Origin of the sequence: Bordetella genomosp. 13 (assembly GCF_007679965.1) — a bacterium.
Classification (GTDB): domain Bacteria; phylum Pseudomonadota; class Gammaproteobacteria; order Burkholderiales; family Burkholderiaceae_B; genus Bordetella.
This window is the reverse complement of record NZ_VEHL01000008.1, coordinates 104,898-117,969: the sequence shown is the minus strand read 5'-3', so window position 1 is coordinate 117,969 and position 13,072 is coordinate 104,898. Positions and strand designations below refer to the sequence as shown.

At 69.4% G+C, this 13,072-nt stretch carries 12 protein-coding genes; 11 read left to right on the top strand and 1 reads right to left on the bottom strand.

The window, feature by feature from the left end:
* Positions 1-229 precede the first annotated feature (229 nt).
* From rpmB to FS845_RS18995, 3 genes are all read left to right on the top strand, one after another.
* The gene (rpmB, locus tag FS845_RS19005) at positions 230-466 is read left to right on the top strand and encodes a 50S ribosomal protein L28 (RefSeq protein ID WP_066420587.1); all 237 of its coding nucleotides are present in this window, start codon (positions 230-232) and stop codon (positions 464-466) included.
* A gap of 60 nt (positions 467-526) precedes the next feature.
* Entirely contained in the window at positions 527-694 is a 168-nt protein-coding gene (rpmG, locus tag FS845_RS19000; protein WP_014750397.1) for a 50S ribosomal protein L33, read from the top strand.
* 182 nt (positions 695-876) lie between these two features.
* On the top strand, positions 877-2,247 hold the full coding sequence (locus FS845_RS18995) for an ABC transporter substrate-binding protein (protein ID WP_144638250.1): 1,371 nt from the start codon (positions 877-879) through the stop codon (positions 2,245-2,247).
* Positions 2,248-2,251: 4 nt separating this feature from the next.
* Here FS845_RS18995 and FS845_RS18990 read toward each other — a convergent pair whose 3' ends face one another.
* Positions 2,252-4,057, bottom strand: a complete 1,806-nt coding sequence (locus FS845_RS18990; RefSeq protein WP_144638248.1) for a SulP family inorganic anion transporter — start codon at positions 4,055-4,057, stop codon at positions 2,252-2,254.
* Between the two features lie 275 nt (positions 4,058-4,332).
* Between FS845_RS18990 and FS845_RS18985 the strand changes: the two genes are divergently transcribed.
* From FS845_RS18985 to FS845_RS18950, 8 genes are all read left to right on the top strand, one after another.
* Entirely contained in the window at positions 4,333-4,815 is a 483-nt protein-coding gene (locus FS845_RS18985) for an HU family DNA-binding protein (protein WP_144638246.1), read from the top strand.
* Positions 4,816-4,949: 134 nt separating this feature from the next.
* Positions 4,950-5,477, top strand: coding sequence for a MarR family winged helix-turn-helix transcriptional regulator (locus tag FS845_RS18980; RefSeq protein WP_144638244.1), 528 nt, complete (start codon positions 4,950-4,952; stop codon positions 5,475-5,477).
* Between the two features lie 158 nt (positions 5,478-5,635).
* Positions 5,636-6,805, top strand: a complete 1,170-nt coding sequence (locus FS845_RS18975) for an MFS transporter (RefSeq protein WP_144638645.1) — start codon at positions 5,636-5,638, stop codon at positions 6,803-6,805.
* A gap of 77 nt (positions 6,806-6,882) precedes the next feature.
* Positions 6,883-9,540: a leucine--tRNA ligase gene (gene leuS, locus FS845_RS18970; protein ID WP_144638242.1), complete on the top strand. Its 2,658-nt coding sequence runs from the start codon at positions 6,883-6,885 to the stop codon at positions 9,538-9,540.
* Positions 9,541-9,545: 5 nt separating this feature from the next.
* Positions 9,546-10,211, top strand: coding sequence for an LPS assembly lipoprotein LptE (gene lptE / locus FS845_RS18965; protein ID WP_144638240.1), 666 nt, complete (start codon positions 9,546-9,548; stop codon positions 10,209-10,211).
* Positions 10,212-10,217: 6 nt separating this feature from the next.
* Positions 10,218-11,273 (top strand): DNA polymerase III subunit delta, encoded by a 1,056-nt coding sequence (gene holA, locus FS845_RS18960; protein ID WP_144638238.1) that lies wholly within the window; start codon positions 10,218-10,220, stop codon positions 11,271-11,273.
* A gap of 109 nt (positions 11,274-11,382) precedes the next feature.
* Positions 11,383-12,642 (top strand): glutamate-5-semialdehyde dehydrogenase, encoded by a 1,260-nt coding sequence (locus FS845_RS18955; RefSeq protein WP_144638236.1) that lies wholly within the window; start codon positions 11,383-11,385, stop codon positions 12,640-12,642.
* Positions 12,639-13,040, top strand: a complete 402-nt coding sequence (locus FS845_RS18950) for a hypothetical protein (protein ID WP_260986353.1) — start codon at positions 12,639-12,641, stop codon at positions 13,038-13,040. The genes FS845_RS18955 and FS845_RS18950 overlap by 4 nt, the downstream gene beginning before the upstream one ends.
* The last annotated feature ends 32 nt before the right edge of the window (positions 13,041-13,072 follow it).

The following is a 13,072-nucleotide window of genomic DNA, read 5'->3' as shown; positions in this document are numbered from 1 at the left end:
GCAAAAAGATACTTTTCCCGATTTTTCCCGTGTGCGACCGCTATGCTTTGCGTTCGACACACTCTGACTACCGCCCGCGTGGGGCGGCAGGCAGCGGGGTATAAGCACTTCTTCAGCACCTGCGCGTGGCAACCACACGCAGCGTCTCACGAAGGGCCTTCTCAGCAAGGCCGGCCGATCTCCTCTCTGTCTTCCCCTGCGTGGCTAGAACAACCCAAGAGGTGTATCCATGGCACGCGTTTGCCAAGTTACCGGCAAGGGCCCGATGGTGGGCAACAACGTTTCGCACGCTAACAACAAGACCAAGCGTCGCTTCCTCCCGAACCTGCAATCGCGCCGGTTCTGGGTCGAAAGCGAAAACCGCTGGGTCCGCCTGCGCGTGACCGCCGCCGCCATCCGCACGATCGACAAGAACGGCATCGACGCCGTGCTGGCCGACCTGCGCGCCCGCGGCGAAGCCGTCTAAGCGACCCGCCAACCCGCATAACGGCAGCGCAAGCCGCCACACCCCATCCAGGAGCACGACATGGCCAAAGGCATCCGTGAAAAAATCAAGCTCGAGTCCACCGCGGGCACGGGTCACTTCTACACCACGACGAAGAACAAGCGCAACACCCCGGAAAAGATGCTGATCAAGAAGTTCGATCCGGTCGCGCGCAAGCACGTCGACTACAAGGAAACCAAGCTGAAGTAATTCAGCGGATAAATTCGCGATACCGTTTTGCGGTATCGTTCAAGGCCCTGCCCATGCAGGGCCTTTTTGTTTTGTCCGCGGGCAAGCTCGCGGGCCCGCCCTCCCGCCGAAGGCGTGGCGCCGGCATCGCCGCCTGCCGCAGCCGCGCGCCCCGGCCCACCGCCCGCCGAACGCTTCGCGCCATGTCCCGTCTCGCCCTCCCCCTGCCGCGGCACGCCGCCGCCGCGCTGGCCGCCGCGCTGATCGCCGCATTGGCTGCCCTCGGCCTGACCAGACCCGCGCATGCGCAGAAGGCGCCGCCGCCGTTGCGCATCGGCGAGATCAACAGCTACAAGGCCTATCCCGCGTTCCTCGAACCGTATCGGCGCGGCTGGCAGCTGGCCCTGGAAGAGATCAATGCATCGGGCGGCGTGCTGGGCCGCAGGCTGCAGGTGCTGTCGCGCGACGACGGTGACCGCGCCGACACGGCGGCGCAGATGGCCAGGCAACTGCTGGAACAGGACAAGGTGGACGTGCTGTTCGGCGGCATGCGCTCGGAGTCCGGCCTGGCGCTGGCCGACTTCGCCGCGCGCAACCGCGTCTTCTACCTGGCGGCCGCGCCGATGAGCGACCAGCTCGTCTGGCAACAGGGCAATCGCTACACCTACCGCGTGGCCCCTTCCAGCCGCATGCTGGTGGCGGCCCTGGCGCCCAAGGCCCTGGCGCTGCGCAAGCCGCGCTGGGCGGTCGTGTATTCCGACGACGAGACCGGGCGCGGCATGGCGGCCACCTTCAAGAGCATGATGCAGGCGTTCCAGTCCAACGCCGAACTGGTTGCCGACCTGCCCGTGCCGGCCGGCAAGTTCGACCTGCGCGCCGCGCTGGCGCAGCTGGACCCGTCGCATCCGGACGCCTTCTTCGTGGCGCTGCAGGGAACCGAGCTGGCGCGCTTCGTGCGCGAGGGCGCGGCCGCCTACAAGGACCGGGCCGTGGTGGCGCCGTTCGCGGGCCTGCCGGAATACCTGGCGCCGCTGGGCACCGACGCGCCCGCGGGCTGGATCGTCGCGGGCTATCCCGCCCTGGCCATCGACAGCGCCGAGCACCAGCGCTTCGCCACGGCCTATCAGCAACGCTACGCGGCGGCCCCGCAGGCCGGCTCGCTGCTGGGTTACACCACGCTGATGTCGCTGGCGGCGGGGTTGCGCAAGGCCGGCGCGGCCACGCCCGACGCCCTGGCGGAAGCGTTCGCGGGCCTGGAGGCCGACACGCCGCTGGGCCGCATCCGCTTTCGCGCGCTGGACCATCAATCGACGCTGGGCACGTACATCGGCACCACGGTCGTGCAGGAAGGCGTGCCGGCCATGCAGGTGATCGGCTACCAGGACGGCGCGCGGCTGCAGCTGCCCGACAGCGCGGTGCGCAAGCTGCGGCCCGCGGAACCGCATGAACGGCATGCCGGCGCGGCGCCGGCGGACAGCGACACGGCGGCCGCCGCGGGCAAGGAGCCAGCGGACGCACCCACGCCGCCCACCGCAGGACACCTGCAACCGCCTGCCCGTCCCAACCCGTACTGAAGCGCTACGCTTCGCGCTGCCCGGCATGCCCCGGCGGGCCGCATTCGATGAAGCAGCGCGCGGTACAGCTGGCGCAGATGTCCGGATCCAGGCGCTGGTAGATCTCGTGGATCGCCACGTGCTTGTCGGGAAAGACGCGGTCCGCGCCCAGTTCGTCCAGGAAGCCCGTGCGCGTCCAGGCCTGCATCACCTGCGGACGCGGCCGATGGAAGTACAGGTCGCCGCCGGCGCGGCGCCGCTGGCGCAGCTCCTGTTCCCATACTTCCACGCCTGCGTGGTCGACGAAGTTCATGCTCTTGCACATCACCAGCAGATGGCGCGGCGCGTCCGGCGCGGCGCGCAACGCGTGCAGCCGATCTGCCACGTGCACCGCGGCGCCGAAGTACACCGAGCCTTCCATGCGCAGCAGCTTGAGCTGCGGGCATTCCGGCAAGGTGCCGCCCTGCCCTTCCAGGGGCACGAAATGGCGCGCGGGATCGTTGGCGTCGAAGCCCATGGTGCGCATGGCGGGCCGCGAGGTCCGATACAGATAGCCCGACAGCGACAGCAGCGTGCCCAGCAGGATGGCCACCTCCATGCGGATGCACACGGTGGCCGCCAGGGTGGCTCCGGCGATCAGCGCCTCGGTGCGATCGACCCGCAGCAGCCTGCGCCAGCGCGCCACGTCCAGCAGCGTCCATGCCACCAGCAGCAGCAGGCCGGCGATGGCCGCGTGCGGAATGCGGGCCAGCAGCGGCGCGGTCAGCACGACCAGCACGATCAGCAAGGCGGACGAGAACACGGCGGCCAGCGGCGTGCGGGCGCCCGCTTCGTAGTTGGGCATCGAGCGGTTCAGCGAACCGCAGGACAGGTAACTGGAGAAGAAGCCGCCCACCGCGTTGGACACGCCCTGTCCGATGAACTCGCGGTTGGCGTCGATGGCCTGGCCGGAACGCGCGGCCACGGCCTTGGCGATGGAGATGGATTGCGCCAGCGCCACGATGGTCAGCGGCACGGCCAGGCCCACCAGGTCGGGCAGCAGCCGCCATTGCACGTTGGGCACGCGGAAGTCCGGCCACGGCTGCGCCAGCGGACCCAGCACGGCCACGCCGTCCTGCGGACGCAGCGCATTCCAGATGGCCGCGGCCAGGATGCCCGCGGCCAAGCCCACCAGCATGTAGGGCTTGCGGCGGTCCCAGCGGCGCGCGGCAAGCGCGGCGCCCACGGTCGCGGCCGCCACCAGCACGGCGCCCGCGTGCGCCTGCCCGAGGCCATCGACGATGCCCAGCAGCGTGTCGGCGCTGCCATGCGCGTCGATGGACAGCCCCAGCGCGTCCACCAGCGCATGCAGGGCGATCAGCAAAGCCGCGCCGCTGGTGAAGCCGAACAGCGCCGACGGCGAGATGAAGTTGGCCAGCGCGCCCAGCCGCAGCATTCCCACCGCCAGCTGCAGCAGCCCGACCAGCACCGTGACGGCAAGCGCCAGCTCGATGTAGCCCGGGCTGCCGGCCACCGCCAAGGGCGACAACACCGCGAACAGGGCCAGCGAATTGGCGTTGGTCGGCCCCGACATCACGTGGCGGCTGGAGCCGAACAGCGCCGCCAGCACGCACGGCACGATCGCGGAATACAGGCCGTATTCGGGCGGCAGGCCCGCCAGCGTGGCGAACGCCACGCCTTGCGGCAGCACCAGCAGCGCGCCCAGCAGGCCCGCCATCGCATCCGCACGCAGCGTGCGGGCGTCGAGCTCGCCGACCCAGTCGCCAAACACTTTGCGCCATGCCCCCGCGCGCTGCCGCGGCGTGCGTCCGCCGCTGTCCTGCTCCGCCATATCGTGCCTTGAAGATGCCGCGCAAGCCGCGCCATGCGGTCTTTCCAATCGGCAAGGACGCTAGGGTAAACGTAGCGCCGCGCGCCGCGCAAACACGCGCCATCAGGCGCTTTGCGGCGCGGGACACGCTTCCTATGCGGGGAAAACAACAAAGAATGCGGCGCGACCCCTTGAAAAACCGTGCATTGCACGCCAGTTCCGCTATCATCGGGCGCGTGGTGCTCATCGCCCGATGGCGTTGCGCAGCCTCGTGTACTCAACATACGGATCCCGACATGGCCACCAAAGCAAAAGCTCCCGCCAAGAAAGTCACCAAGACCGCCGCAAAGGCTCCTGCCAAGGCCCCGGCCAAGGCTGCCAAGGCTCCTGCCAAGGCCCCCGCCAAGAAGGCTGTCGCCACCAAGACCCCGGTGAAGAAAACGGCAGCCGCCGCCACCACCGTGCGTCCCATCAAGGAAGCGCTGAACAAGTCGCAACTGGTCGCTCACCTGGTCGAGGCCACCGGCGTCGAAGCCAAGTCGGTCAAGACCGTGCTGGCCGCCCTGGAAGGCTCGGTGCTGGGCTCGATCGACAAGAAGGGCGCCGGCGAATTCACGATGCCCGGCCTGTTCAAGATCTCGGTGCAGAAGGTTCCCGCCAAGGCCAAGCGCTTCGGCAAGGATCCGTTCACCGGCCAGGAGCGCTGGTTCCCCGCCAAGCCGGCTTCGGTCAAGGTCAAGGTCCGTCCGCTGAAGAAGCTGAAGGACGCCGCGCAGTAATCCTGCCGGGCAGTACCCAACAGCAAAGAACCCGCCCCCGAGGCGGGTTTTTTGCGTGCGCGCGCAACGCGGCGCCGGTTGGACAACCGAGCAGTTATCTTGATATAAAGATACTTTACATCGAGGCATCTGCCATGACGCAGGATCACGTCGACTTCGTCCTCGCGCAATGGCAGCGCGAGCGCCCCGACCTGGACGTCTCGCCGATGGCCGTGCTCGGCCGGGTGTTCAGGCTGAACACGCTGGCCATGCGCGACGTCGACCGCGCCTTCCGCCAGCACGGCATCCAGCAAGGCGAGTTCGACCTGCTGGCCACGCTGTACCGCGCCGGCGCGCCATACGCGCTCAGCCCGCAGCGGCTCATCGAGGCGCTGCTGCTGTCGTCCGGCGCGATGACCAACCGGCTGGACCGCCTGGAGCAGGCCGGGCTGGTCGCGCGCCGCCCCAATCCGGACGACCGCCGCGGCGTCATCGTGTCGCTGACCCCACAGGGGCGCAACACCGTGCGCCGCGCGCTGGACGACTACCTGGGCCAGCTGGACGGCCTGCTGGCCCCGCTATCGGCCACCGACCGCAATCGCCTCGCCGGCCTGCTGCGCCGCCTGCTGGCCGCGCACGACCAGTCCGCCCCGGGCGGCATCGCTTCCTCCGACGCATCATGAGTCCCGCAGCAATGAACACCTCATCCCCCGACACCGGGCACGAAGGCAGGCAGCCGAGCTCGCCGGACCATCCCGAAGGCAAGCAACCGAGCCCGCCGCGCCGCCCCAAGGGCGAGCGCCGCAATCCGCAGCACGAAGGCAAGCAACTATCCACGTCCATGGTCCTGCTGATGGCGATCGCCACCGGCCTGGCCGTCTCCGGCAACTACTATGCCCAGCCCCTGCTGCATTCGATCGGCCAGCAGTTCGGGCTGTCCAACGCGCAGGCGGGCAGCATCGTCACCACCGCGCAGCTCAGCTACGCCGTCGGCCTGATCCTGCTGGTGCCGCTGGGCGACGTGCTGGAGCGCCGCGGCCTGATCGTCTGCATGACGGTGCTGTCCGGCTGCGGGCTGCTGGTGTCGTCCTTCGCCGGCAGCTTCGCCATGCTGCTGGCGGGCACCGCGCTCAGCGCCATGCTGTCGGTCGTGGCCATGGTGCTGGTGCCGTTCGCGGCCACCCTGGCCGATCCCCGCGAACGCGGCAAGGCCGTCGGCACCATCATGAGCGGCCTGCTGCTGGGCATCCTGCTGGCGCGCACCGTCGCCGGCGCGCTGGCCGACGCGGGCAGCTGGCGCACGGTGTACTGGGTGGCGGCCCTGCTCATGTTCGGCATGGCCGGCGTGCTGCGGCTGAAACTGCCCCGTTGGCGCAATCCCGACAGGATCGCCTACCCGCGGCTGCTGGGATCGGTGTTCCAGCTGTTCGCCCAGGAACCGCTGTTCCGGGCGCGCTCGCTGATCGGCGGGCTGATCTTCGCCACCTTCAGCGTGCTGTGGACGCCGCTGACCTTCCTGCTGGCCGGGCCCGCGTACGGATATTCGAACACCGCCATCGGCCTGTTCGGCCTGGCCGGCGCCGTGGGCGCCTTCGCCGCCAACCGTTTCGGGCGGCTGGCCGACCGCGGCCTGGGCAACACCGCCACCTATGCCGGGCTGGCGCTGCTGGCGGGCTCGTGGCTGCTGACCGGCCTGGGCGAGTACGGCGTGCTGCCGCTGCTGGCCGGCATCCTGGTCCTGGATTTGGCCATCCAGGGGGTGCACGTCACCAACCAGAGCGCGATCTACCGCCTGCGGCCCGAAGCCCGCAGCCGGCTGACGGCGGGCTACATGACCGCGTACTTCATCGGCGGCGCGTCCGGTTCGCTGATGTCGGCGTGGCTGTATCCCCACGCCGGCTGGAAGGGTGTCTGCCTGGCGGGCGGCACGCTGGCGCTGGCCGCGCTGGCCTATGCGAGGCTGTCGCCGAACGCGCGCATCCCCGCCGATCCCGTGCCCGCGCAACGATAGGCCACCTCTCCTATAATCCATGGTTTTGGCCGCCCGCGGGCGGCCGCTACCCATTGCCGGACACCCGCACCTCTCCCATGCAGGAACGCTATCAGCCCACCGCCGTAGAAGCCGCCGCCCAACAAGACTGGCAGGCGCGCGATGCCTATCTCGTCCACGAGCACGCCGCCAATGCCGACGGCTCCGAGAAGCCCAAGTTCTACGCTTGCTCGATGCTGCCCTACCCCAGCGGCAAGCTGCACATGGGCCACGTGCGCAACTACACCATCAACGACATGATGGCGCGCCAGCTGCGCATGCGCGGCTACAACGTGCTCATGCCCATGGGCTGGGACGCCTTCGGCATGCCCGCCGAGAACGCCGCCATCAAGTCCAAGGTGCCGCCGGCCAAGTGGACCTACGACAACATCGCCTACATGAAGAAGCAGATGAAGGCGATGGGGCTGGCGATCGACTGGTCGCGCGAGATGTGCGCCTGCGATCCCGCGTACTACAAATGGAACCAGTGGCTGTTCCTGAAGATGCTCGAGAAGGGCGTGGCCTACCGCAAGACCCAGGTCGTGAACTGGGACCCGGTCGACCAGACCGTGCTGGCCAACGAACAGGTCATCGACGGCCGCGGCTGGCGCTCGGGCGCCCCCGTCGAAAAGCGCGAGATCCCCGGCTACTACCTGCGCATCACCGACTACGCCGACGAACTGCTCGAACAGGTCAAGAACGGCCTGCCGGGCTGGCCCGAGCGCGTGCGCGTCATGCAGGAAAACTGGATCGGCAAGTCCGAGGGCCTGCGCTTCGCCTTCCCGCACGCCATCGCAGGCGCCGACGGCAAGCTGGTGCAGGACGGCAGGATGTACGTCTTCACCACGCGCGGCGACACCATCATGGGCGTCACCTTCTGCGCCGTGGCCCCCGAGCACCCGCTAGCCACCCACGCCGCGCAGGGCAACCCGCAGCTGGCCGCCTTCATCGAGCAGTGCAAGCTGGGCGGCACCACCGAGGCCGAGATGGCCACGCGCGAGAAGGAAGGCATGCCCACCGGCCTGTCCGTCACCCATCCCATCACCGGCCAGCCGGTCGAGGTCTGGGTCGGCAACTACGTGCTGATGAGCTACGGCGACGGCGCCGTCATGGGCGTGCCCGCGCACGACGAGCGCGACTTCGCCTTCGCCAAGAAGTACGGCCTGCCCATCCGCCAGGTCGTGGCGGTCGAAGGCAAGGAATACTCCACCGACGCCTGGCAGGAATGGTACGGCGACAAGCAGTCGGGCCGCACCGTGGCCTCGGGCAAGTACGACGGCCTCACGCACAAGGAAGCCGTCGACGCCATCGCGGCCGACCTGGCCGCCCAGGGCCTGGGCGAGAAGCAGACCACGTGGCGCCTGCGCGACTGGGGCATCTCGCGCCAGCGCTATTGGGGCACCCCCATCCCCATCATCCACTGCCCGGACTGCGGCCCCGTGCCCGTGCCCGAGGCCGACCTGCCGGTCGTGCTGCCCGACGACCTCATTCCCGACGGCAGCGGCAACCCGCTGGCCAGGAACGAGGCCTTCCTGTCGTGCTCGTGCCCCAGCTGCGGCAAGCCCGCGCGCCGCGAAACCGACACGATGGACACCTTCGTCGATTCGTCCTGGTACTTCATGCGCTATACCTCGCCGGGCAACGACCAGGCCATGGTCGATCCGCGCAACGATTACTGGATGCCGATGGACCAGTACATCGGCGGCATCGAGCATGCCGTGCTGCATCTGCTGTACGCGCGCTTCTGGACCAAGGTCATGCGCGACATGGGCCTGCTGAAGTTCGACGAGCCCTTTACCAAGCTGCTGTGCCAGGGCATGGTGCTCAACCACATCTATTCGCGCCGCAACGCGCAGGGCGGCATCGAGTACTTCTGGCCCGAAGAGGTCGAGAACGTCTATGACGCCCGCGGCGCCATCATCGGCGCCAAGCTGAAGGCCGACGGCTCCGACGTGGTCTACGGCGGCGTGGGCACGATGTCCAAGTCCAAGAACAACGGCGTCGATCCGCAATCGCTGATCGACACCATGGGCGCCGACACCGCCCGCCTGTTCGTCATGTTCGCCAGCCCGCCCGAGCAGACCCTCGAATGGTCCGACTCCGGCGTCGAGGGCGCCAACCGCTTCCTGCGCCGCCTCTGGTCGCTGTGCCACGCGCGCCGCGACGCCGTGGCGCGCGGCCTGGCGGCCGGCGCCGACTGGTCGCAGGCCCCCGCGCCCGTCAAGGACCTGCGCCGCGAGGTCTACGGACTGCTCAAGCAGGCCGACTACGATTACCAGCGCATCCAGTACAACACCGTCGTGTCCTCCAGCATGAAGGTGCTGAACGCCATCGACGGCGCGACCCTGCCCGACGGTCCCGCGACCGACGCCGCGCTGGCCGAGACCATCGGCATCCTGCTGCGCGTGCTGTATCCCGTGGTGCCGCACATCACGTGGCAGTTGTGGCGCGACATGGGCTACGCGGGCCAGCTGGGCGACCTGCTGGACGCGCCCTGGCCGCACGTCGACGAGGCCGCGCTGGTGGCAGACGAGATCGAACTGATGCTGCAGGTCAACGGCAAGCTGCGCGGCGCGATCCGCGTGGCGGCGCAGGCGCCCAAGGAAGACATCGAACGCCTGGCCACCGCCCAGGAAGAAGTCGCCCGCTTCCTCGAAGGCCGTCCGCCCAAGCGCGTCATCGTCGTCCCCGGCAAGCTCGTCAACGTCGTAGGCTGAGAACCATGAACCACGCCCGGCTCGCCCCGTCCCGCCTGACTTCCCGGCCGCTGCTGCGCGCGGCGGGCGTGGCCCTCGTCCTGCTGCTGGCCGCCTGCGGCTTCCAGATGCGGGGCGTGACCCCGCTGCCGTTCGACACCATGTACGTCACCATTCCGGACAACACCAAGTTCGGAGCCGACGTGCGCCGTTCCCTGCGGGCGGCATCGCCGGATACCCGCCTGACCGTCACGCCCAAGGAGGCCGAGGTCATCCTGCAGCAGGTCAGCGACTCGCGCGACCTGCGCGAGGTGTCGCTGAACGCGCAGGGCCGCGTCGAGGAATACGAGCTGAGCATCGCGTTCACCTTCCGCCTGATCGACGCCAAGGGCAACGCCATCATTCCGGACACCACGCTGACCGCCTACCAGCAGATGCCGTACGACGACCAGGTCATGCAGGCCAAGGAAGACCAGATCGACATGCTGTACCAGACCATGCAGCAATCGCTGGTCAACCGCCTGCTGCGCCGCCTGACCGCGCCCGACGTGCGCGAGGCCGCCGTCCGCCTGAAGCAGGGCATTTCGGATCCCAACGCGCCGGTCTACGATCCCACGGCGGTCAAGCCCGCCCAGGATGTGCCGTATCCCCTGCGCTCGCCGTCGGTCAACGACGTACGGCAGCGGTACTGAGGCCCCATGGCGCAAGCCCTGGACGCCGGCGGACTGGCGGATCACCTGCAACGCGCCGGCCAGCGCCTGGCGCCGCTGTACATGGTGTCCGGCGACGAGCCGCTGCTGGTCACCGAGACGGTCGACGCCCTGCGCGCCGCCGCGCGCGCGGCCGGCTACACCGAACGCACCTCGCTGGTCATGGACGCGCGCAGCGACTGGAGCGCCGTGATCGCCGCCACGCAGACCGTCTCGCTGTTCGGCGACCGGCGGCTGCTCGAACTGAAGATCCCCACCGGCAAGCCCGGCAAGGCCGGCGGCGACACGCTGGTCAAGCTGGCCGACCAGGCCCGCCAGCAGGCCGACGCCGATACGCTGATCGTGGTGTCCCTGCCCCGTCTGGACAAGGCCACCCGTGACAGCAAATGGGCTCAGGCGCTGGCCGCGGCCGGCGTGACGACCGACATCGCCACCATCGAGCGCGGCCGCCTGCCCGCCTGGATCGGCGCGCGGCTGGCGCGCCAGAACCAGCGCACCGACGGCCCCACGCTGCAATGGATGGCCGACAAGGTCGAGGGCAACCTGCTGGCCGCCCACCAGGAAATCCAGAAGCTGGGCCTGCTGTACCCGGAGGGAGAGCTGGCCGCCGAGGACGTCGAAAAAGCCGTGCTGAACGTCGCACGCTACGACGTGTTCGGCCTGCGCGACGCCATGCTGGCGGGCGACAGCGCGCGCACGCTGCGCATGCTGTCCGGCCTGCGCGCCGAGGGCGAAGCCCTGCCGCTGGTGCTGTGGGCGGTGGGCGAAGAGATCCGCCTGCTGGCCAGGCTGGCCGAGGCGCGCCAGCAGGGGCAGGACATGAACGGCATGATGCGCCGCCTGCGCGTGTTCGGCGCGCACGAACGCCTGGCCCAGCAGGCGCTGGGCCGCGTGCCCCCTCGCGCCTGGCCGGCCGCCGTCCAGCACGCGCACGACGTGGACCGCCTCATCAAGGGCCTGTCGGTGCCGGGCCGGCTGTCCGATCCCTGGGAAGAAATGGCCCGCCTGGCGTTGCGGGTGGCCGCGGCGGGCGGCCGACCGTGAAGGCGGCATCGCCGCCACGTCCGCCCTCGTCCGACCCATCCGGCCTGCGCCGGTACACTACCCCTGTCGCGGCGGCCCGCAGCCGCCGCCCCTCGCAACGATCCCTGCCATGTCGACGATAGAAGAATCCATGCTGGCCCTGGGCGTGAATGCCCGGCGGGCCTCGCGCATCACCATGCTGGCGGGCGCCGCCCAGAAGAACCGCGCCCTGCACGCCATGGCCGCCGAACTGGGCGCGCGCCGCGCCGAACTGAAGGAAGCCAACGCCGCCGACGTCGCGGCCGCCCGCGCCGATGGCCTGGACGCCGCCCTGCTCGACCGCCTGACCCTGTCCGACCGCGGCATCGACCTGATGCACGAGGGCCTGCTGCAGGTCGCGTCGCTGCCCGATCCGGTGGGCAGCATCACGGCCACCAGCGTGCGTCCCAACGGCATGCGCGTGGCGCAGATGCGCGTCCCGCTGGGCGTCATCGGCATCATCTACGAGTCGCGCCCCAACGTCACCATCGACGCCGCGGCGCTGTGCCTGAAATCCGGCAACGCGGCCATCCTGCGCGGCGGCCGCGAGGCGCTGCGCTCCAACCTGGCGCTGGGCCGCATCGTGCAGCACGGCCTGCGCGAAGCCGGCCTGCCGGCCGAGGCCGTGCAGGTGGTCGACACCACCGACCGCGCCGCGGTCGGCACGCTCATCACCATGACCGAGCACGTCGACGTCATCGTGCCGCGCGGCGGCAAGGGCCTGATCGCCCGCCTCGCGCAGGATGCCCGCGTGCCGATGATCAAACACCTGGACGGCAACTGCCACGTCTACATCGACCAGGCCGCCGATCCAGCCAAGGCCCACGCCGTCGCCTTCAATGCCAAGACCTACCGGTATGGCGTATGCGGCGCGATGGAAACCCTGCTGGTGCACGCGGACGCCGCGCCGGGCATCCTGCCCGCGCTGGGCCGGGCCCTGCACGACCACGGCGTCGAACTGCGCGGCTGCGAGCGCGCGCGCGCCCTGCTGCCCTACGCCCTGCCCGCCACCGACGACGACTGGGCCACCGAGTACCTGGGCCCCATCCTGGCAGTGCGCATCGTCGACAGCCAGGACGAAGCCATGGCGCACATCGCGCGCTGGGGCTCCGGCCACACCGATTCCATCGTCACCGAAAGCCTGTCGGCCGCCACGCTGTTCCAGCGCGTGGTCGATTCCAGCTCGGTGTACGTCAACCTGCCGACCTGCTTCGCCGATGGCTTCGAATACGGCCTGGGCGCGGAGATCGGCATCTCCACCAACCGGCTGCATGCTCGCGGCCCCGTCGGCCTGGAAGGCCTGACCACCCTGAAATGGGTTCTCAACGGCGAAGGACAAACCCGAGGATGATGTCTACGATCGACCCCGCGCTGGCCCCCGTGCTGCGCATCACGTTCAGCCTGTTCGTCGCGTGCTTCATCACGTGCTCGATCTGCGGCTTCGTGCTGTTCTTCCTGAAGGCCAAGCGCATCAACGCGGTGCTCAAGCATCCCTACCTGGAACAGCGCCCGTTCGCGCAATATCCCTTCTCCATCCGGGCCACCATCTTCCTGGACTACTTCTTCCGGCTGGCCTTTCCGGGCGTGTCGGTCTGGGTCATCGGGCAGTCCAACCGCCTGCTTGCGCACGTTCAGCCCAAGAAGATTCCGCTGGACGTGAAATGGCCCGTCATCGGCTTCTGGGGCGCCTGCTGGCTCGGCCTGCTGTCGATGATCGTGCTGTGGGGCCTGCTGCTGCTGGCACGCTGAGCCCGGCCCGACATGCCGGAGGCCCATGGCCG

Bases quoted from the DNA above. Each gene is read 5' to 3' on its own strand.
- rpmG (WP_014750397.1), top strand. From the start codon at position 527: ATGGCCAAAGGCATCCGTGAAAAAATCAAGCTCGAGTCCACCGCGGGC.
- holA (WP_144638238.1), top strand. From the start codon at position 10,218: ATGGCGCAAGCCCTGGACGCCGGCGGACTGGCGGATCACCTGCAACGC.
- FS845_RS18990 (WP_144638248.1), bottom strand. From the start codon at position 4,057: ATGGCGGAGCAGGACAGCGGCGGACGCACGCCGCGGCAGCGCGCGGGG.
- FS845_RS18950 (WP_260986353.1), top strand. From the start codon at position 12,639: ATGATGTCTACGATCGACCCCGCGCTGGCCCCCGTGCTGCGCATCACG.
- FS845_RS18955 (WP_144638236.1), top strand. From the start codon at position 11,383: ATGTCGACGATAGAAGAATCCATGCTGGCCCTGGGCGTGAATGCCCGG.
- FS845_RS18985 (WP_144638246.1), top strand. From the start codon at position 4,333: ATGGCCACCAAAGCAAAAGCTCCCGCCAAGAAAGTCACCAAGACCGCC.
- FS845_RS18975 (WP_144638645.1), top strand. From the start codon at position 5,636: ATGGTCCTGCTGATGGCGATCGCCACCGGCCTGGCCGTCTCCGGCAAC.
- rpmB (WP_066420587.1), top strand. From the start codon at position 230: ATGGCACGCGTTTGCCAAGTTACCGGCAAGGGCCCGATGGTGGGCAAC.
- leuS (WP_144638242.1), top strand. From the start codon at position 6,883: ATGCAGGAACGCTATCAGCCCACCGCCGTAGAAGCCGCCGCCCAACAA.
- lptE (WP_144638240.1), top strand. From the start codon at position 9,546: ATGAACCACGCCCGGCTCGCCCCGTCCCGCCTGACTTCCCGGCCGCTG.
- FS845_RS18995 (WP_144638250.1), top strand. From the start codon at position 877: ATGTCCCGTCTCGCCCTCCCCCTGCCGCGGCACGCCGCCGCCGCGCTG.
- FS845_RS18980 (WP_144638244.1), top strand. From the start codon at position 4,950: ATGACGCAGGATCACGTCGACTTCGTCCTCGCGCAATGGCAGCGCGAG.